The organism is uncultured Algibacter sp., from assembly GCF_905480415.1.
Classification (GTDB): domain Bacteria; phylum Bacteroidota; class Bacteroidia; order Flavobacteriales; family Flavobacteriaceae; genus Algibacter_B.
Genome location: NZ_CAJQQI010000153.1, coordinates 1 through 21,402 on the forward strand (window position 1 = coordinate 1; position 21,402 = coordinate 21,402).

The 21,402-nt window shown below is 33.6% G+C and carries 18 protein-coding genes, 1 pseudogene and 1 riboswitch; of the genes and pseudogenes, 3 read left to right on the forward strand and 16 right to left on the reverse strand.

Going from position 1 to position 21,402, the window contains the following annotated elements; genetic code table 11:
• The 4 genes and pseudogenes from QZ260_RS10470 to QZ260_RS10485 all read right to left on the reverse strand — a co-directional run.
• Window positions 1–347 (reverse strand): annotated as a pseudogene (locus QZ260_RS10470) (3-deoxy-7-phosphoheptulonate synthase); the annotation flags it as partial.
• Window positions 348–357: 10 nt separating this feature from the next.
• Entirely contained in the window at window positions 358–1,209 is an 852-nt protein-coding gene (locus QZ260_RS10475) for a prephenate dehydrogenase (RefSeq protein WP_295985902.1), read from the reverse strand.
• Between the two features lies 1 nt (window position 1,210).
• Complete coding sequence (locus QZ260_RS10480; protein ID WP_295985903.1) at window positions 1,211–2,356, reverse strand: aminotransferase class I/II-fold pyridoxal phosphate-dependent enzyme; 1,146 nt, start codon at window positions 2,354–2,356, stop codon at window positions 1,211–1,213.
• Window positions 2,353–3,180: a prephenate dehydratase gene (locus tag QZ260_RS10485; RefSeq protein ID WP_295985905.1), complete on the reverse strand. Its 828-nt coding sequence runs from the start codon at window positions 3,178–3,180 to the stop codon at window positions 2,353–2,355. The genes QZ260_RS10480 and QZ260_RS10485 overlap by 4 nt, the downstream gene beginning before the upstream one ends.
• Window positions 3,181–3,520: 340 nt before the next feature.
• On the opposite strand from QZ260_RS10485, the gene gldA reads away from it, so the two are divergent.
• The 3 genes from gldA to QZ260_RS10500 all read left to right on the forward strand — a co-directional run bounded on the left by gldA (window position 3,521) and on the right by QZ260_RS10500 (window position 7,868).
• Window positions 3,521–4,417: a gliding motility-associated ABC transporter ATP-binding subunit GldA gene (gene gldA / locus QZ260_RS10490; protein ID WP_295985907.1), complete on the forward strand. Its 897-nt coding sequence runs from the start codon at window positions 3,521–3,523 to the stop codon at window positions 4,415–4,417.
• A 169-nt stretch (window positions 4,418–4,586) separates the two neighbouring features.
• A complete protein-coding gene (gene pta / locus QZ260_RS10495; protein WP_295985909.1) occupies window positions 4,587–6,677 on the forward strand; it encodes a phosphate acetyltransferase in 2,091 nt (696 codons plus the stop codon).
• Between the two features lie 3 nt (window positions 6,678–6,680).
• Window positions 6,681–7,868 (forward strand): acetate kinase, encoded by a 1,188-nt coding sequence (locus QZ260_RS10500; protein WP_295985911.1) that lies wholly within the window; start codon window positions 6,681–6,683, stop codon window positions 7,866–7,868.
• Here the strand turns inward: QZ260_RS10500 and QZ260_RS10505 are convergent.
• From QZ260_RS10505 to QZ260_RS10560, 12 genes are all read right to left on the reverse strand, one after another.
• Window positions 7,854–8,600: a head GIN domain-containing protein gene (locus QZ260_RS10505; protein ID WP_295985913.1), complete on the reverse strand. Its 747-nt coding sequence runs from the start codon at window positions 8,598–8,600 to the stop codon at window positions 7,854–7,856. The two genes, QZ260_RS10500 and QZ260_RS10505, sit on opposite strands and share 15 nt — an antisense overlap.
• On the reverse strand, window positions 8,597–9,697 hold the full coding sequence (locus tag QZ260_RS10510) for an acyloxyacyl hydrolase (RefSeq protein ID WP_295985915.1): 1,101 nt from the start codon (window positions 9,695–9,697) through the stop codon (window positions 8,597–8,599). The genes QZ260_RS10505 and QZ260_RS10510 overlap by 4 nt, the downstream gene beginning before the upstream one ends.
• Window positions 9,698–9,731: 34 nt before the next feature.
• Window positions 9,732–10,688: a methylenetetrahydrofolate reductase [NAD(P)H] gene (gene metF, locus QZ260_RS10515; protein WP_295985917.1), complete on the reverse strand. Its 957-nt coding sequence runs from the start codon at window positions 10,686–10,688 to the stop codon at window positions 9,732–9,734.
• 162 nt (window positions 10,689–10,850) lie between these two features.
• Window positions 10,851–13,526, reverse strand: a complete 2,676-nt coding sequence (gene metH, locus QZ260_RS10520) for a methionine synthase (protein ID WP_295985918.1) — start codon at window positions 13,524–13,526, stop codon at window positions 10,851–10,853.
• Window positions 13,526–13,807, reverse strand: coding sequence for an antibiotic biosynthesis monooxygenase (locus QZ260_RS10525; protein ID WP_295985920.1), 282 nt, complete (start codon window positions 13,805–13,807; stop codon window positions 13,526–13,528). The genes metH and QZ260_RS10525 overlap by 1 nt, the downstream gene beginning before the upstream one ends.
• A 10-nt stretch (window positions 13,808–13,817) precedes the next feature.
• A complete protein-coding gene (locus tag QZ260_RS10530; protein ID WP_295985922.1) occupies window positions 13,818–14,828 on the reverse strand; it encodes a homocysteine S-methyltransferase family protein in 1,011 nt (336 codons plus the stop codon).
• Window positions 14,829–14,880: 52 nt separating this feature from the next.
• A riboswitch (SAM riboswitch) is annotated at window positions 14,881–14,995 on the reverse strand.
• Between the two features lie 79 nt (window positions 14,996–15,074).
• Window positions 15,075–15,965 (reverse strand): cysteine synthase CysM, encoded by an 891-nt coding sequence (cysM, locus tag QZ260_RS10535; RefSeq protein ID WP_295985924.1) that lies wholly within the window; start codon window positions 15,963–15,965, stop codon window positions 15,075–15,077.
• Window positions 15,949–16,692 carry a serine O-acetyltransferase EpsC gene (gene epsC, locus QZ260_RS10540; RefSeq protein ID WP_295985927.1) on the reverse strand — a complete coding sequence of 248 codons (744 nt, stop codon included), beginning with the start codon at window positions 16,690–16,692 and terminating at the stop codon, window positions 15,949–15,951. The genes cysM and epsC overlap by 17 nt, the downstream gene beginning before the upstream one ends.
• Window positions 16,693–16,879: 187 nt before the next feature.
• On the reverse strand, window positions 16,880–17,932 hold the full coding sequence (locus tag QZ260_RS10545; RefSeq protein WP_295985930.1) for an NAD(P)/FAD-dependent oxidoreductase: 1,053 nt from the start codon (window positions 17,930–17,932) through the stop codon (window positions 16,880–16,882).
• A gap of 1 nt (window position 17,933) precedes the next feature.
• Window positions 17,934–18,518, reverse strand: a complete 585-nt coding sequence (locus tag QZ260_RS10550) for a bifunctional precorrin-2 dehydrogenase/sirohydrochlorin ferrochelatase (protein ID WP_295985932.1) — start codon at window positions 18,516–18,518, stop codon at window positions 17,934–17,936.
• Window positions 18,519–18,521: 3 nt separating this feature from the next.
• Complete coding sequence (gene cobA, locus QZ260_RS10555) at window positions 18,522–19,283, reverse strand: uroporphyrinogen-III C-methyltransferase (RefSeq protein WP_295985951.1); 762 nt, start codon at window positions 19,281–19,283, stop codon at window positions 18,522–18,524.
• A gap of 9 nt (window positions 19,284–19,292) precedes the next feature.
• Window positions 19,293–21,401, reverse strand: a complete 2,109-nt coding sequence (locus QZ260_RS10560; RefSeq protein ID WP_295985934.1) for a HEPN domain-containing protein — start codon at window positions 21,399–21,401, stop codon at window positions 19,293–19,295.
• Window position 21,402 lies beyond the last annotated feature (1 nt).

The following is a 21,402-nucleotide window of genomic DNA, read 5'->3' on the forward strand; positions in this document are numbered from 1 at the left end:
GGAGAAACGGCTGTACGCGCACCAATCCATAATAAATCTACATCATGTTCCAAAGCTAACTTTACGTGCGCTGCATTTGCAACTTCTGTACAGGTTTTCATACCTGTTTCTTCTTTTACCTTCTTTAACCATCTTAAACCAATTTCTCCAACACCTTCAAACATTCCTGGTCTTGTTCTTGGTTTCCATATACCTGCTCTAAAATAGCTTACGTCTGTATCTTTCAATTCGTGAGCAATTTTTAATACTTGCTCTTCCGTTTCTGCGCTACATGGACCTGCAATGACTAACGGATGATCTAAATTTAAATCATCTAACCAGGTTCTCATTTCTTTTTTGTTTTCCATAATTTTATTCTTAACTAATTCCTTTTAAAATATCTTTAATATGATTTGTGCTTTCCATCTCACTGAAAATAGCCTCAAAATCGTCTTGTTCCATTAACTTCTTAAAATGGGCGAGATTGTTTATGTACTCTTCTAAAGTTTCAATAACATTAGTCTTGTTTTGCTTAAAAATAGGCGTCCACATTTCTGGAGAACTTTTAGCTAAACGCACCGTTGAAGCAAATCCACTACCTGCCATGTCAAAAATGTCACGCTCGTTTTTTTCTTTCTCAATAACTGTTTTTCCTAACATAAAAGCACTAATATGCGATAAATGTGATACGTAGGCTATATGTTTATCATGATCTACAGGATTCATATAACGAATACGCATTCCAATGTCAGTAAACAACTTTAATGCTTTTTCTTGAAGTTTGAATGTTGTTTTTTCAACTTCACAAACAATATTCGTTTTTCCTTGAAACAAACCTTCAATAGCTGCAGTTGGCCCTGAATGTTCTGTTCCAGCAATAGGATGCATTGCTAAAAAATTTCTTCGCTTTGGATGATTTTCAACAGCTTTACATATATCTTCTTTAGTAGAACCTGCATCAACAACTAGGCCTGTATCAGATACTTTATCTAAAATAGTAGGCAATAGTTTAACAGTAGCATCAACAGGAATTGAAACAATTACTAAATCCGCATTTTCAATATCATCTAAAGTGGCCTTTTTATCAATTAGCTTTAACTCCAAAGCTTTATCTAGGGTTGAATCTTTTCTACTAATACCATGAATAACCACATCTGGATTATTCTTTTTGATATCTATAGCAAGACTACCTCCTATTAAACCAACTCCTATGGCGTATATATTTTTCATACTATTTTACTCGAGCTATAGCTTCTTCTAAAACTTCGGTTGATGCACATAAAGAAAACCTGATGTAACCTTCTCCTTTTGTTCCAAAAATGGTTCCTGGTGTTATGAAAATATGATTCTCCTTTAACACCAAATCGATAAACTCTTCAGACTTTACATATGCTGGTAATTTTGCCCAAACAAAAAGTCCTGATGCATCCTTATCGTAAGTACAATTTAACGCATCCGCTAATTGCCAAACTAAATTTCTACGTTCTTTATACACATTATTCAAAGTAGCGAACCACATATTTGAACATTTCATCGCTTCAATCGCTCCTTTTTGTATGCCGTAAAACATACCAGAATCCATATTACTTTTTACTTTCAAAATATTATTAATATGCTCGCTAGCTCCCATTACCATACCTACACGCCAACCTGACATATTAAAGGTCTTACTTAAAGAATTCAATTCTAAACACACATCCTTTGCGCCTTCAACACTTAAAATACTTTTAGGCGAATCATTTAATATAAAACTATATGGATTATCATTTACAATTAAAATATTGTGACGCTTTCCAAAGGCTACTAATTCTTCAAATACAAATTTACTAGCTTTTGCACCTGTTGGCATATGCGGATAGTTAACCCACATCAACTTCACTTTACTTAAATCTAAGCGTTCTAAAGCTTTAAAATCTGGCATCCAGTTGTTGGCCTCATCAAGTTCATAAAGCACACCTTTTGCGCCTACTAGTTTTGCTACAGATTGATAAGTTGGGTATCCTGGATTGGGAATAAGTACTTCATCTCCTTCATTTAAATATGCCATGGAAATATGCATAATACCTTCCTTACTTCCCATCAATGGCAAAATCTCTGTGCCTGAACTTAAGTTTACCGAAAAATGTTCTTTATAAAACCTTGATATAGCATCTCTAAGTTCTGGAAGCCCTTGATAACTCTGATATTTATGAGCAATAGGGTTTTCAAAACTTGCTGAAATAGCAGACAACACTTTTTTTGGTGGTTGCATATCTGGGCTACCAATACCTAAATTAATAACAGGTTTACCACTTGCAATAAGCAAATTCACTTCTCTTAATTTCTTTGAAAAGTAGTATTCTTCAACAGTTTGCAATCTGTTCGCTGCCTCAATCATAACTTAGCATTTTTATATTCTCCTAACACTTTAAATTCCTCCCCCATAATATCTATAATAGACTTTGCTTTTTTGAAATCGTCATAACTTTCAAACGTAACATCAACAAAAAAGGCATACTTCCATGGTGTTTCAACAATTGGCAAAGATTGAATTTTTGTTAGATTCAATTTACAATCGCTCATCACATTCAAAATTGTTGCTAGACTTCCCCGCTTATGGTTGGCCTCAAATTTCATAGAAGCTTTATTTATTTCATTTTCTGGCACTTCAGAATTGGTCCGTTTAACTATTACAAAACGGGTTTCATTATGCCTAATCGTTTGTATACTATGTGCCAAAACATCTAACTCAAAAATTTCAGCAGCGGCAACACTTGCAATGGCACCAACACCAGTTAATTTTTTTTCTTGAATCCGTTTTGCTACTTCGGCAGTATCTTTATCTTCAACTAGTTTGATGTGCGAATGTGATTTAAAAAACTCTTTACATTGCAATAATGCCATAGGATGTGAATACACTTCTTTAATATCAGCAATACTTTGATTTGGCAATGCCATTAAATTATGTTGAATATCCAAATAATGTTCACCAACTATATGCAAACCATATTTATCAATTAATGCATAATTAGGAATTATAGAACCTGCAATAGAATTCTCTAGAGCCATAATTGCAGCATCGCATGACTGGGTAGTTAAAGAATCTACAACGCTATCGAACGTCATACACTCAATAAAATCAACAGGTTTACTAAAAAACTCTTGTGATACTATGTGGTGGAATGATCCTTTTACACCTTGTATAGCTACTGTTTTTATCAAAATTTAATTTAAAATTTAAAATTTCTATTGTTCCTATTCAATCTATTAACGGCTAAACAAAAAAAAGTCTCGATTTTCATCGAGACTTATAATGTTAATTTATGTTTTAAATTATACACACAACGCCTCGCTTCTTTTGCTAAAAAAGAAATAAAACCAATTGTTAAAATATGTATAATGTCCTGTCATCGTAATAATTGAGTGGCTAAAGTAATTAATTATTTAAGAAATCAAAATACTATAAAACCTTTTTTTAGTTTTTATCAAAAGTTTTAAAGATTTTATAGTAAATCACATATTACATTGGATAATCATTATTTTTGAACAAACTATTTTATATATGTCTATTGAAGTTGATGGAGTATCAAAAATTTACGGTAATCAAAAAGCTTTAAATAATATCTCTTTTAAAGTTGATAAGCCAGAAATTGTTGGTTTCTTAGGTCCAAATGGTGCCGGTAAATCAACCATGATGAAAATTTTAACTACTTACTTAAAAGCAAATGAAGGTTACGCCAAAATAAATGGTTATAATGTAGATACCAATTCAAAAGAAGTTCAACAAAGTGTTGGCTACCTTCCAGAGCACAACCCTTTATATTTAGAGCAGTACGTTAAAGAGTATTTAGCATTTAATGCAAATATATACGGCGTAAGTAAACGTCGCATTAATGAAGTTATTGAATTAACCGGCCTCATGCCTGAAGTTAACAAGAAAATTGGTCAGTTATCAAAAGGCTATCGCCAGCGTGTGGGTTTAGCTAATGCCTTATTGCATGATCCTGAAGTTTTAATTTTAGATGAACCTACTACGGGCTTAGATCCAAATCAACTAATTGATATTCGTAACTTAATTAAATCTGTTGGAAAAACAAAAACTGTATTTCTGTCAACACATATCATGCAGGAAGTTGAAGCGATGTGCGACCGAGTTATCATTATAAATAATGGTAAAATTGTTGCCGACAAAAAGCTAAAAAATCTTAGAAACGAAAAAGAACAAGTAGTTATTGTCGAGTTCGATTATCGTATAGAAGATTCTCTTTTACTCAACCTTCCGAATATAAAAAAAGTAGTTAATACTCATGATTTTGTTTATGAAATCACTTTTAAAACTTCTGACGATATGCGCTCTTATGTTTTTGATTTTGCACATGATAATCAATTAAAAATTCTACAACTTAATCAAAAGAACACAAGCTTAGAGTCTTTATTCAGAGATTTAACGACTAAATAATTAGAACTGTATCATTATCATTTTCTAAATATATTTTGAAGTATGACAAATATCATCATACTCCAGCCTTTAAGACATTAATTTTGTAATGTTAAAAACTAAATAAGCATAGTTAAATTGTAATAAAAATGAGCAATAGCTATATTTGTAATTCTACAAAAAGATTAAAATGAGTAAAGGAATTTATGTAGCAACCATAGAGCCTAATAGTGGTAAATCTGTTGTTGTACTTGGCCTAATGCGAATGCTATTAGGTAAAACTGCCAAAGTAGGATACTTTAGACCTATTATTGAAGACATCAAAGTTGGTGAAATGGATAACCATATTAACACCGTCGTATCTTATTTTGAAATTGACATTAATTATAAAAAAACCTATGCTTTTACAAGAAGTCAGGTTCTAGATTTATATAACCAAGGAAAATCTGGTAAAGTTATTGACGAAATCATTAAGAAGTATAAAAATCTTGAGGAGCGTTTTGATTTTATTTTGGTAGAAGGAACTGATTTTTCACATGAAAATTCCAGCTTAGAATTAGATATTAATCTTTTAATTTCTAAAAATTTAGGGTTACCTGCCATAATTGTTTCACAAGGTGATGGGAAATTGCTGTCTGATGTCGTTGATAATGTTCAGTTGGCGCATGATACTTTTAAAGAAGAAGTAGATGTGCTCTCAATAATGACCAACAAAATCAATCCAGATGAGGTATCGACTTTAAAATCGCTTTTAAAAGCACGAATAAATAGTGGTACAGATATTACCGTAATTCCGAAAATCAATAGTTTAGCCAGTCCTACAGTCAAGGAAATTGTAAAAACATTGAAAGGAAATATTCTTTTTGGCCATGACATGCTAAATAATCAAGTTGATAACTTTAATGTGGCCACAATGCAACTCCGTAATTATCTTAACCAATTAAAAGACGATTGTTTGGTAATAACAGCAGGAGACAGAGCAGATATTATTTTAGGCTCACTTCAAGCCAATAGATCAAAAAACTATCCAAAAATTTCTGGAATTATTTTAACAGGTGGTTTAATGCCCGAAGTATCCATTTTAAAACTAATTGAAGGGTTATCAAGTATAGTTCCAATAATTAGCGTTAAAGGAGGAACCTTCTCTGTCGCCAATGAAATAGGCAAAATTAAGTCTAGGATCTATGCCGAAAATATCGAAAAAATCGAGACCTCAATTGCAACCTTTGAAAAGCATGTTGATACTGATAAATTAGCCAACGATTTAATCACGTTTAGATCCGATATATTTACTCCAAGAATGTTTCAATACAATTTGTTGCAACGTGCCTTAAAGGATAAAAAACATATTGTACTGCCTGAAGGTGATGATGAAAGAGTGTTAAAAGCTGCTGCAAGATTGATTGATGCACATGTTGTGGAGTTAACTTTAATTGGTGAAAAAGAAAAAATTAAAGAACGAATAGAAAACTATGACATATCTTTAGACATTAATGATGTAAATATTGTTAACCCAATTGAATCGCCACACTTTAAGGATTACGTAAATACATTTTATGAACTAAGAAAACATAAAGGTGTAAACTTAGACATGGCTAAAGATGCTATGACGGACGTATCGTATTTTGGCACCATGATGATTTATAAAGGGCACGCAGATGGTATGGTTTCTGGTGCTGTGCATACTACAGCCCACACTTTACGTCCTGCATTACAATTTATAAAGACTAAACCAGGAGTTAACATTGTATCGTCGGTTTTCTTTATGTGTTTAGAAGATCGCGTTTCAATTTTTGGAGATTGCGCAATTAATCCAAATCCTAATGCAAAACAATTAGCCGAAATTGCTATTTCATCAGCAAAAACTGCTCAAGATTTTGGCGTTGAACCCAAAGTTGCTATGTTATCTTATTCCTCTGGCGCCTCTGGTAAAGGTGAAGATGTTGAACGTGTTAGAAAAGCAACCGAAATCGCAAAAGCACAAGCACCAAATTTAAAAATTGAAGGTCCTATACAATATGACGCAGCAGTGGATATGCGTATTGGTAAAAGCAAATTACCTGATTCTGAAGTTGCAGGACAAGCAAGTGTTTTAATTTTTCCTGATTTAAACACAGGTAATAATACTTATAAAGCGGTACAGCGCGAAACCGGGGCATTAGCTATTGGACCAATGCTTCAAGGTTTAAACAAACCGGTAAACGATTTAAGCAGAGGCTGTACTGCTGATGATATTTATAGCACTGTAATTATAACCGCAATTCAAGCCCAAGACTTTTAACTTATGCAAGTACTTGTTTTAAATTCGGGAAGTTCTTCCTTAAAATTTCAATTATTTTCAATGCCAGAAAAAAAGATTCTTTGTTCTGGTTTAATTGAGCGTATTGGTTTTGATGACGCCAAATTCATATTCAAAACTGACAAAAATACTATTGAAGTTGTTGCTGCTATACCAAACCATAAAGTTGGTTTAGAATTGTTATCTAAACAATTATTAGATAAAGAAACTGGTATTATCAAATCTGCAGATGCCATTGATATTGTGGGGCATCGTGTTGTTCATGGTGGAAAACATTTTAGTAATACAACTGAAATCACTCAAGTTGTTAAAGAAAAAATAAAAGCACTGTCTTCGCTAGCACCTTTGCACAATCCAGCAAATCTGGAAGGTATTGAAGTTGCTGAAGCTATATTTCCAAACGCAAAACAAGTAGCTGTTTTTGATACAGCTTTTCATCAATCTATCCCTGAGCATGCTTATAAATATGCCATTCCAAATGAGTTTTTAGAAAAACACAATATTCGTTTGTACGGTTTTCATGGAACTAGTCATAAATACGTTTCAGAAAAAGCTATTGAATATTTAGGGAAACAAAATTCAAAAATCATCACCATTCACTTAGGTAATGGTTGCAGTATGACTGCTATTAAAAACGGAAAAAGTATTGACCATACATTAGGGTTTTCACCAGTTAACGGTCTTATTATGGGTACACGTTCTGGAGATATTGATCAATCTATAATATTTCATTTAGCAAAAAAATTCAATTATAGTCTAGATGAAATCAATTCACTTTTACAAAACAAAAGTGGTATGTTGGGCTTAACAGGGTTTAGCGACTTAAGAGATATTCAAGCTGGAGCCGAAAAAGGAAATAAAGATTGTAAGCTTGCTTTACAAATGAATGCTTATCGCATAAAAAAATATATTGGAAGTTATGCTGCAATCATGAACGGGTTGGATGCTATTGTTTTTACTGCCGGTATAGGCGAAAACTCACCTGAAATGAGACAACGCGTTTGCGAAGATTTGGACTATTTAGGAATAATTCTAGATATTAATAAAAATCAAGTAAGACCAGACAAATTGACCGTTGTTAGCACTGATGCATCAAAAGTAAAAGTATTAGTTATCCCAACAAATGAAGAACTAGAAATTGCAAAACAATCGATGGAGTTATTCGAAAATTAATCGTCCTCTATAAACTTCTTCAACATTAATAATTGGTGGTACGTTTACTGAAATAACATCTCCAATACCAGAAATTTTACCTTTAATTTCTTGTTGCGGATTTACAATCATATCGTTTGAACCTCTGTTTGACAAAGTAACTTTTTGGGCTATTAAATTTCGGCCTTCAAATCGAGAAGTTCCTGCTGCAAATGTAATATTCAAATTATCTGTTTGTCCAATAATATAACATACAGATAGATTATTAAATACCAAGTTAAAATTAGTGTTGTCAATTTGCAACCTAAAATCACCAACATTAAAAGATTCAGGAGCACTAAAATCTTCAGATAACACTGTTAAACTAGGATAGCTTAAAACACCATCAGAACTTATTTCATATTGTGTTGAACTTCGTATTTCAGTAATACTAGAGGATGTTACATAAACTTTAGTAATACCATAATCTCTAATATAGTTACACGTATTATTATCAGTTAAAGTTAATCTGCCATCAACAACTTCAGCCACAACATCATTAATCAAATTCTTTCCCGTTTCAATAATCACACTTTGAGTAATTCCTTCTTTAATAATTAACTCAATATCTCGGTTCACTAAAATCTTATCAAAACTAGAAACGATTATCTCCTGTTGAATAATAGGTCCAGCCTTTTGAAAACAGTCACCAGTATCTTCAATATCACAAGCGATAATTAATAAAAATGATAATATGAATGATAATTTTCTCATAATCTTACGCCTACTCCAAATTCAACACCTTCTGCTTTAGCACCATGAGATTTGAGTGTTAAAGCACCAAACCACTTTTTAGCAAAATACCGTTTCAAACCTATCCTAACGTATGTCCTACCTTCAAAATCAAAAGGATAATATACATAATAACCTAATTGTGTAATTAACGATGTTTTATTTAGAAACAATTCATGCCCAGCAAAAATACCAATACGTTTATGGTCTTCATCTCCAGAGACACCCTGATTAGGAAACGCAACACTTCTATAATAAATGAATTCTTTTAAGAAGTTTGAGAAAAAGACATCTGTTCCTAATTGCAAAGCACTTGATTTATTTATCCGCTTATCGGCATAAGCAGACAAGATATACATCGCATATTGCCCACTTCCAAAAATATCACTTTCATTAATTCCTGTTCTAAAAGCAAAATTATATTTAATAGGTTCAGAAAAAACTTGATCTTGTTTTTTATCAATAGTGTATTGATATTCTAAATCTTCATCATCTAAGCTGTAAGTCACACCTACATTATATGTTATAGAATTCGTTCCGTTATTTGGCGATTTCACATTAGCATTAGAATAATGAATCAAAGAAAACCCGGCTTGTAAACCAAACTTATCAAAAATACGTTCCTTTTTATAATTCAACATCACAAAAGTACTACTCCCAAATTTAGAGCCAAATGCTACGTTTTTAAAGTTAGTTTCTCTGTTATAGGGATTGGTATTATGAGCCATACCTTGACCAATTCGAAACATTAAGTTTCGCTTTAAAAAGTAAAAATTATAGTGTGCATAAAGTGAAAAATTATTTCCTAAAACATCATTCTTCATGTTTTGATAAGCCAAAGAAAATCCGTAATCTGGATAATTATAACGCTGTTCCCAGTCTTCAAAACCAAATGTTTTTTTATTCCAACCTAAAATAAAGCCTTCAGGATGTCCTTTAATCAAATGGAGAATTTCGTTATTGTGAAGCGCTATATTTCCTTGAAAATAGTTAACATCAACATAGGATGTATGTGTCTTGTCTTGAGAAAAAGAAAAGCCAAAAGCTAAACAAAAAACACATAAAAACAGTTGACGCATAAATAGGTTTTACGCCGCAAAAATAACTTAATTATTAAAATAATTTTGATGCAATAGCTTTTATATTATCACTTTTACCCATTGAGTAATAATGTAATACGGGCACACCCGCTTTTCTAAGTTCTTCAGATTGTTTAATAGCCCACTCAATACCAACTTGCCTTACCGCCTTATTATCTTTGCATTTTTCAACTTCGGTAATCAATTCTTCTGGCAAATCAATTTTAAAAACTTGAGGTAATAATTGTAGATGACGCTTAACCGCTATGGGTTTAATTCCAGGAATAATAGGTACATTAATACCCGCAGCTGCTGCTGCATCTAGAAACTTAAAATATTTCTGATTATCAAAAAACATTTGTGTCACAACATAATCCGCTCCTGCATCCACTTTTTCCTTAAGTCGTCTCAAATCTGTTTGTAAAGAAGGAGCTTCCATGTGTTTTTCAGGATAACCAGCAACACCAATACAAAAATTCGATTTATGCTCAGACTCAATAACATCATGTAAATATTTACCAGTATTTAAATTCTGAATTTGCGCCACCAAATTAGTCGCAAATTTATGTCCGCCATTAGAGGCTTCAAAGTATTTTTCATGGCTCATTGCATCACCACGTAACGCCATAACATTATCAATACCAAGGTAATGACAATCAACCAACAAATATTCTGTTTCTTCCCTTGTAAAACCTCCACATAGCACATGTGGCACAGTATCCACATTATATTTATGCTTAATAGCAGCACAAATACCAACCGTTCCTGGGCGCATACGTGTCACTTTTCTATCCAAAAGCCCATCACCTTTATCAATATAAATATACTCTTCCCTAGATGTTGTTACATCAATAAATGGTGGCTTAAACTCCATTAAAGGGTCAATATTATTATACAATTCCTGAATATTTCTACCTTTCTGTGGCGGTATAATTTCAAACGAAAACAAAGTTTTTCCGTTTGCCTGTTTTATGTGATCTGTTACTTTCATCGATTAACTTTTGTCATTCTCACAATTGAGAGAACCTTATCAATATTTATTTTTTTTGCGTTACCACAAGGGTCGCGCTTTCCTCTATATCTTTTTTTCGTGCTTCAAAAAAGGTTAAGAATATCAACAGATATTCGAACAGTTGCAATCGCTAAACCATGCTCACTCTTCGGCTAAAGTTGGGTGTAACCACTTTCTAGCTTTCTCCTTTGCAATACCTTTTCTTATAGCATAATCCGTTACTTGGTCATCCGTAATTTTACCTAAACCAAAATATTTAGCTTCTGGGTTTCCAAAATAATAACCCGATACTGCCGCCGCTGGCCACATCGCTAAACTTTCGGTTAATTTTACACCAATTAATTTTTCAACTTCTAACAATTCCCAAATCGTTTCTTTTTCTAAATGGTCCGGACATGCAGGATATCCTGGCGCTGGCCGAATGCCTTTATAGCTTTCTTTTATCAAATCTTGGTTAGAAAGATCTTCATTTGAGGCATAACCCCAATGTTTTGTTCTCACTTGCTTATGTAAATATTCTGCAAAAGCTTCAGCAAATCTATCCGCAATGGCTTGTGCCATTATCGCGTTGTAATCATCCTCTTTATCTCTGTAACTATCTGCTAATTCCTGCGCTCCAAAAATCCCGACGCAAAACGCTCCCATATAATCTTTTTTACCAGTTTCTTTTGGCATAATAAAATCTGATAAAGCATGATTAGGAATACCTTCACGCTTTTTTAATTGCTGACGCAAGGTTCTAAAAACAGCAACTTCTTTACCTTTTTTCTGAATAGAAATATCATCTTCATTAATTGAGTTCGCTTCAAACAATCCAAAAATTGCTTTAGGTTTTAAGAGTTGTTTTGCAATAATCTCTTGAATCATTTCCTGAGCTTCTTCATACATAGTTGTAGCTTGATCCCCAACAACCTTATCCGTCAAAATATCTGGAAATTTACCATGCAAGTCCCAACTTCTAAAAAACGGACTCCAATCTATAAATGGCACTAACTCTTTTAAACTCAATTGTTTTAAAATCTGAACTCCTAACTCTTTGGGCTTTACAATTTCAGAAGTTTCCCAATCAATTTTATACTTTCTATCTCGTGCTTCATTAATCGATATATACAATTTCTCTTTACCTCGTTTTAAAAACTTGGTTCTAAATTCATCATAATCCGTCTTCATTTTTGCTACATACTCATGCGAAGTTTTTTTATTCAACAAATCACCCACAACCGTTACGGCTCTTGAGGCATCATTTACATGAACCACAGCATTTTTATACTGCGTATCAATCTTAACTGCCGTATGTGCTTTTGATGTTGTTGCCCCTCCTATAAGTAATGGTAAATCAAAATTCTGACGTTGCATTTCCTTCGCTAAATACACCATTTCATCAAGTGATGGTGTAATTAAACCAGATAAACCAATAGCATCAACACGTTCCTTTATGGCTGTTTCAATAATTTTTTCAGGTGATACCATAACCCCTAAATCAATTATTTCGTAATTATTACAAGCTAAAACCACACTCACAATATTTTTACCAATATCATGCACATCACCTTTTACAGTTGCCATTAATATTTTCCCAACAGGCTCTTGTTTATCTCCTTTCTCAGCTTCAATAAAAGGATTCAAATAGCCTACTGCCTTTTTCATGACTCGAGCAGATTTTACTACTTGCGGTAGAAACATTTTGCCAGCGCCGAATAAATCGCCAACCACATTCATTCCAATCATCAAATGACCTTCAATCACTTCAATTGGCTTATCTGCTTTTTCTCTTGCTTGTTCAATATCTTTAATAATAAAGGCATCAATACCCTTTACTAAAGCATGCGTTATTCTATCTTGTAATGGATTTTCTCTCCAAGTTAAATCTAATCCTTTTTCTACTTTCGAGCCCTTTACTGTTTCAGCAAAATCTAATAAACGTTCTGTTGCATCGTCTCTTCTATCTAAAATAACATCCTCTACACGCTCCAACAAATCCTTAGGAATATCATCATAAATCTCTAAAAGCGCAGGATTTACAATCCCCATATTCATACCCGCTTGAATCGCATGATATAAAAATACTGAGTGCATCGCTTCACGAACACCATCATTCCCTCTAAAAGAAAAAGACACGTTACTCACACCTCCACTTACACTAACGTTTTCAAGATTTTGGCGAACCCAACGTGTAGCTTCAATAAAATCGATAGCATTTTTTCGATGCTCTTCCATACCTGTAGCAACAGGAAAAATATTTAAATCGAAAATGATATCTTCTGACGGGAACCCTACTTTGTTAACTAAAACATCATAGGAACGTGTTGCAATTTCAATACGCCTTTCATAATTATCTGCTTGTCCAGTTTCATCAAAAGCCATTACAATTACTGCTGCTCCATATCTTTTTATTTGTTTTGCTTCCCAAATAAATTTGTCTTCACCTTCTTTAAGCGAAATAGAATTCACTACACACTTTCCTTGCACCACTTGAAGTCCAGCTTCAATAATTTCCCATTTAGAACTATCAATCATGATAGGTACTCTACAAATATCTGGCTCGGCAGCTATAAGATTTAAAAAACGAATCATCGCTTCTTTTCCATCAATTAAACCATCATCAAAATTAATATCTATGATTTGAGCCCCACCATCCACTTGATGACGCGCAATATCTAAAGCTTCATCAAACTTTTCTTCTTTTATTAATCGTAAAAATTTTCGAGAACCCGCAACATTAGTACGTTCTCCAACATTTATGAAATTGCTATTTTCGTTTAAAACCAACGGTTCTAAGCCGGACAACTTCATGAATTTCGTTTGTTTTATTTTCATTACTTATAATGTTCTACTGTTGGAAATGGGTCATAAAAATGATGCAATAACGCTCTCCATTCTTGATATTCTTCAGATTTACGAAATCCAATTTCATGATCTTCTATCGTTTCCCAATTCACTAATAAAATATATTTATCGTTTTGCTCGATACACTTTTTTAATTGATGCGAGAGGTAACCTTTCATTGAAGCAATAATTTTTTCTGCTTTTTGAAAATTAGTTTCAAAAGCTTCTGATAACCCTTCTTTTATATTTAATGTGGCTACTTCTAGAATCATAACTTATAATCTAATGTGATGCTGAAACCAATTCAGCACGACGTGGTTTGTATTTAGCTGCAATATTTGCAATGACTCTAATATGCTCTGGCGATGTACCACAACAACCACCAATAATATTTATTAAATCCTTTTTTAGATATTCTTCGATTTGTTCGCCCATTTCATCTGGAGTTTCATCATATTCTCCAAAAGCATTTGGCAAACCTGCATTTGGATGCGCAGAAATAGCAAAATCTGTTTTATTGGCAATCGCTTCTAGATGTGGTTGTAATAAATTTGCACCTAATGCACAATTAAACCCAACAGATAATAATGGAATGTGAGATACTGATATTAAAAACGCCTCGGCTGTTTGTCCTGATAATGTTCTTCCAGAAGCATCTGTAATAGTTCCACTTAACATAATTGGAATATCAATACTTCTTTCATCTTTCACCTCTTCAATTGCAAATAATGCTGCCTTAGCATTCAACGTATCAAAAACCGTTTCTACTAATAATAAATCCACACCACCATCTACTAAAGCTTCGACTTGTTGTTTGTAAGCCATTCTTAATTCATCAAATGTTACCGCTCTATAGCCAGGATCATTCACATCTGGCGACATACTCGCCGTTCTATTTGTTGGCCCAATAGATCCTGCAACAAACCGAGGTTTATGAGGTTCTTTAGCAGTAAATTCATCAGCAACTTCTTTAGCTATTTTAGCCGACTGGTAATTGAGTTCATATACCAAATCTTCCATTTGGTAATCAGCCATAGCGATAGTAGTTCCTGAAAACGTGTTGGTTTCAACAATATCTGCACCTACTTCAAAATATTTCCCATGAATGGTTTTAATAGCTTCTGGCTGAGTAATAGACAATAAATCGTTATTACCTTGTAGTGGTGTTGGGTAATCTTTAAAGCGCTCGCCTCTAAAATCTTTCTCAGTAAATTTGTAAGCTTGCAACATGGTACCCATGGCGCCATCTAGCACTAAAATACGATCTTGTAAAGCTTGTTTTATATTTGACATTTTGATATTATTTATATCTGTATGTCATCAAGAAAAGTGGAAAAAACACTTTTCGTTATCTTTCCAATAATCATTAAAATTATTAGTAGAATTTAGCACCTTCTTTAAAAGCTAAAGGGTTGCCAAGGCTTCAATGGGTCTAATCCCTCTACCTTTCTTGATAACACTAATACGTTAATGAACTCGAGAACAAAAATACTAACTAAATTACTTTATTCACACTAATTTGATAAAAATCGCCCCTTATTATTCAAAAAGTGATGATGATAAATATCTATCGCCTATATCGCAAATAATCGCAACAATAACGCCTTTATCTATAGAATCTGCTATTTTTAATGCGCAATATACTGAACCACCACTACTCATTCCTGCAAAAACACCTTCTTCTCTCGCTAATCTTATGGCCATAGCCTTGGCATTCTTTTCTGAAACATCTAACACTATATCCACTTTTTTAGGATCGAAAAACTTTGGCACATAATCTGGCGACCATTTTCTAATCCCTGGAATTCTTGCTCCGTCAGCAGGTTGCCCGCCTACAATCATAATATTCTTATTTTTTTCTTTTAAGTATGTCGATGTTCCTGTTATAGTTCCTGTAGTCCCCATGGCGGCCACAAAATGAGTAACTTTTCCTTCAGTGGCTTCCCATATTTCTGGTCCAGTAGTTTTGTAATGTGCCTTCCAATTGTCATCATTTTCAAACTGATTCAACAACGTATAACCTTTTTCGTCTCTAAGTTTAAAAGCCAAATCTCTGGAGCCTTCAATACCAACATCAGCAGATGTTAAAATCACCTCAGCACCATAAGCACGCATAGTTTTAACGCGTTCTTCCGTAGAATTCTCAGGCATAATTAGAACCATTTTCAGTCCTAAAAGCTTCGAAATAAAAGCCAAAGCAATTCCTGTATTTCCACTTGTAGCTTCAACTAAGGTTCCTCCTTTTTTTATCTCACCACGTTTTAAAGCTTCATTAATCATATTAAACGCTGGTCTGTCTTTTACACTTCCTCCAGGGTTATTACCTTCTAATTTTAAAAACAACCTGACCCCTTTTTTCGAAATAAGATGTGTTGCTTCAACTAAAGGTGTATTGCCAATTTGACCAATAATACTATTTTCGAATTCCATTCTTTTTTGGTCTTATTTTAATTTCTGTTTGATAAGTTACTAACGAATTTTCAGGAACCGATTCTGTAATCCAGACGTTAGCACCAATAACACTATTTGCCCCTATAATAATATCTCCTCCTAGAATGGTTGCATTGGCATAGATGCATACATTGTCCTCAATAGTTGGGTGTCTTTTTGTGGAGGCCAAACTTTTAGCTACTGAAATACCTCCTAAGGTTACACCTTGATAAATCTTAACGTCAACTCCGATAATAGATGTTTCTCCAATCACAATACCAGTACCATGGTCAATATAAAACGATTCACCAATAGTGGCTCCCGGATGAATATCTACACCTGTAATACCATGAATATACTCACTCATCATTCTTGGTAAAATATAAACCCCAAGCTTATAAAATGCGTGGCTCAGCCTATAGATTGAGATTGCATAAAAACCGGGGTAGGCCATGTATATCTCTGCTAAAGAATGCGAAGCAGGATCATTCTTTTCAAATGCAATGGCATCAAGATCTAGTTTCCTTCTAATCTCTGGAAGCTGGGTTTTAAATATTGCCCAAATTTTGTTTCCATTATCTATCTCTAATTTAGAAACTATTTTAAGAAATGTTTTTTCTAAATAATCCCCATGAACTTCTTCTTGCTCACAATCAAACAAGGAATAAAACAATCTTTTAGTGAATGTTTTTGCAGTGTCTTTAAGGCAAACGTTATAACTTTTCATGTGCTTATATTTTTTATTTTTCACATGCGACATCCATTTAACCATTCCCAAAGGTTTTAAACCTTAGTTATGTATGTTTCATCTTTTAAATAAAAACACCTACAAGGTTTTTGAAGCCTTGTAGGTTTGTAAAATATATTTGTTTTTTAGACCTATTATCTTTTAAATGTCTAACAGACCTTTATAATTACTTAATTGCTTGAATAACTACTTTAGGCGCTTCTTTACGAGTACCATCAAAACCATCAATACCACTAACCGTTGTATATTTCAACACTAATCTTTTACCTGGATTGATAATCCTATAAGCAGCTTGAATCATTAATGTTGCCTCATGGAAACCACAAAGAATTAACTTCAATTTCTCTGGATACGTGTTTACATCACCAATAGCAAATATTCCAGGAATGTTTGTTTGGTAATTTAGAGAATTATCAACTTTGATAGCATTTTTTTCAATGTCTAATCCCCAGTTTCCGATAGGGCCTAATTTTGGAGATAAGCCGAATAGTGGAATAAAGTGATCGGTTTCCAGTTTAGTTGATTCCCCATCTCTCACATAAGTAATAGCTTCAATTTGTCCATCTCCATGTAATTCTTTTACCTCAGCTGGTGTAATTAAATTTATCTTACCCGCTTTAGTTAATTCACCTACTTTTTCAACTGAATCTAAAGCACCTCTAAATTCATTCCTTCTATGAATTAATGTGACGCTGGAAGCTACATCGGTTAAAAAAATACTCCAATCAAGAGCAGAATCTCCACCGCCAGAAATAACCACACGTTTATTTCTATAAAACTCAGGATCTTTAATAATGTATTCAACACCATTGTCTTCATAACCTACAATACCTTCTATAGCTGGTTTCCTAGGCTCAAAGGACCCTAAGCCGCCCGCAATTGCTACTATTGGCGCATGATGCCGCGTGCCTTTATTTGTAGTAACTATAAACGAACCATCGTCTTGTTTTTTTATGGTCTCAGCACGCTCTCCTAAAGTAAATCCGGGCTCAAACTGTTTTCCTTGTTCTAATAAATTTTTGGTTAAATCTCCAGCTAAAATCTCTGGAAAACCCGGAATATCATAAATTGGTTTTTTAGGATAAATCTCCGAACATTGTCCACCCGGTTGTGGTAATGCATCAATTAAATGACATTTTAATTTTAATAACCCTGCTTCAAATACAGTGAATAGCCCTGTTGGCCCAGCTCCTATGATAAGTATATCAGTCTTAATCATTTTATGATTCTTTTTTTTCAATTAATCCTTTTGTAAATTCATTTAGTGTTTCCACTTTTTCTTCGAAATCACCTTTTATTGTTTTTCTGTATTCGTTTAAATTCTTAACTAAATCATCTACATTTTCAGGAATTACATCCTCAAAAAACTGACGTAAACGTTTAGCTGTTGTTGGCGATTTTCCATTTGTTGAAATCGCAACTTTCACATTTCCTTTTGTTACAATGCCTCCCATATAAAAATCGCAATATGGAGGGTTATCGGCAACATTTACAAGAATGCTTCTTTTTCTGCAATGTTTATAAACTTTAACGTTAACCGAAGGAATATCAGTCGTTGCCACCACGATATGCTTTCCTTTTAAATACCTTTTTTTGTATTTATCTTTGACTAAAGTAACACATCCTTTTTTTGCAAGCTCTATGGTTCCTTCTCTAAACATTGGAGACACCATAGTTACATGTGCATCAGGACTAGATTTTAAAAGAAATGTCAACTTTTCTTCCGCAACAAAACCACCGCCAACAATAAGCACATTAAGGCTTTTAGCTTTTAAAAAAACGGGATATAAATTATTTCTTTCCATAATTTATACCTGAACGACTTCTCTTGAAATTGAATCTAATATTACTCGATCCTGAACAACATCTCCTATAATTATAATTGCAGGCGATGTTAATTGTTGTTCATTAACTACCTGTTGAATATTGCGAATGGTTCCAATAACAACCTTCTCATTTTTTCTAGTTCCATTTTGAATAATGGCTACAGGTGTATTTTTTTTATTTTCAACATAAAAGGTTTTAACAATTTCTGCTAATTTATGCATTCCCATTAAAATTACGACCGTTGCGGTAGATTTTGCTGCCAAAGCCACATCTTTAGATAATACATGATCTTTTGTAGTTGCTGTAACCACCCAAAAACTTTCTGACGACCCTCGTTTTGTTAACGGAATACCTTGATAAGCAGGGACTGCTAAAGCTGATGAAATCCCAGGAACGACATAGGTTTCTAAACCAAACGGCCTTACATAATCAATCTCTTCTGCACCACGTCCAAAAATAAATGGGTCCCCTCCCTTTAAGCGAACAACATGTCCCTTTTCTTTAGCTTTGTTTACAATAAGCTCATTAATTTGTTCTTGCTGAAATGCATAACATCCTTTACGTTTCCCTACAAAAATCAGTTCCACATTTTCTGAAGCATATTTAAGTAATGACTCGTTTATTAGCGCATCATATAATATTACGTCTGCTGATTCAATAGCTTTAATTGCCTTAAGGGTAATTAACTCCTCATCACCAGGACCTGCACCTACAACTGTTAACTTTGGCGTTTTTAAGCTCATTTTCATTCTTTAAACCGCTTTTTGATTAAGCACGGCTGTTTCGGATTTTCTGAATGTTCTTACTTTTTGTAAAAACTCGTTTGCATTCTCTATATACTTAGATGCAAAATCTTCAGTAGGTGCAAATTTATTAATTTGATATATCAATTCAGAAAATGATACACCTAAATCTATTCTACCACTTGTAATAAACAATTCATCAAACTGACTTATAATACCAGCATGTGTGTTGGTTTTCTTGTTCTCGGCCAATAATAACGCTTTCGCGGAATTTACCAAAGAACTATAAGAATGATAAATTGCACTCGAGTACACTTTGTTATCAAATGATTCTTGAGCATTATCAATTTTTTCTTCACTTTCTAAAAACAAAGTAGCGATTAAATCGATAACAACACCCGCACATTCTCCAATACCAATTTCTTTTATGTATTTTTCTTCTTCACCCCAATCAATAAAATCGTCTTGAGTTAGATTAGAAACATCCTGTAAATCATTTAAGAAATCGTAAAAATACTTTTCACCTTTTTCTTTGTAATATTCTACAAAAGGTTTTTCATTTGAATTTGCTTCGAAATCATTCAGAATAAGCCTTAAAGCTTCTGGACCTCTTTTACTTGGTACTTTTACAACTTTATCTGCAAAAGCAGCATTTCCATCACCTAAATTCCCACCACCTAACAATACTTGTAAAGCAGGTGCTACTAATTTATCTGGTGTACGAACTGACATGCCTTGGAAACCGATGTTAGCCATATTGTGTTGCCCACAAGCATTCATACAACCACTTATTTTAATAACTAAATCTTCATTTTTTAAATATTGTGGATATTCTGCTTTAATAACACGTTCTAATTCATCAGCAATTCCAGTACTACTCGCAATTCCTAAATTACAAGTATCTGTTCCTGGGCATGCTGTAATATCAACCGCTTTATTATAACCTGCTTCTACAAAGCCTAGTTTTTCTAATTCAATGTAGAAAAACGCCACCAATTCTCTCTTCACAAAAGGGATTAAGATATTTTGACGTAATGACAAACGGATTTCTCCGGCAGCATATTTCTCCACCAAATCAGCTAGTAAACGCGCTTTATCAGTATAAAAATCTCCTAAAAGCACTTTGATTCCGATAGCTACATAACCTTCCTGCTTTTGAGGAATTAAGTTGGTTGACTTCCAAGTTTCAAAAACTTTTTGGTCTTTAATTGTTACTTCAGGAATTTCAACAACTTTAACTGGTTTTGAAGCTTCATACGCATCGGCATCAATAGCTACGGTTTTAAATTCAATTGCGTTTTGTTCTGCTTCAACTAATTCTTTAAACGCTTCTAATCCCATATCTTTTAATAAGAATTTCATACGTGCCTTTGCGCGACTTTTACGCTCACCATGACGATCAAAAACTCTTAAAACACCTTCCATTACTGGAATAATTTTATCTGTTTCTAAAAAATCATACAATATATCTGCATGACGTGGTTGAGATCCTAAACCCCCACCAATCATTACTTTAAATCCACGCTCTCCATTTTTAATCTTAGCAATGAATCCTAAATCGTGCATGTACGACAGTCCTGTATCTTCATCTGAAGAAGAAAAAGAAACCTTAAATTTACGTCCCATTTCTTGACAGATAGGGTTTCTTAAGAAAAAGCGAAATAATGCTTCCGCATAAGGCGATACATCAAACGGTTCATCAACATCAATCCCAGCTGTTTCACTTGCAGTTACATTTCTTACCGTGTTACCACAAGCTTCACGTAACGTCACATCATCACGTTCTAATTCTGCCCATAATTCTGGTGTTCTATTTAAATCCACATAATGAATTTGAATGTCTTGACGTGTGGTAATGTGCAATCTTCCTCTTGAATATTCATCAGAAACCTCAGAAATTCTTCGTAATTGATTACTCATTACTTTCCCATAAGGCAATTTAATACGAATCATTTGCACGCCTTCTTGACGCTGTCCGTAAACACCGCGTGCTAAACGCAGACTTCTGAATTTTTCTTCGTCTATTTTTCCTTTATGAAAAAGCTCAATTTTATTAGCTAATTCTATAATGTCGTTTTCAACAACCGGATTTTCAAATTCTGTTCTAAAACTTTGCATA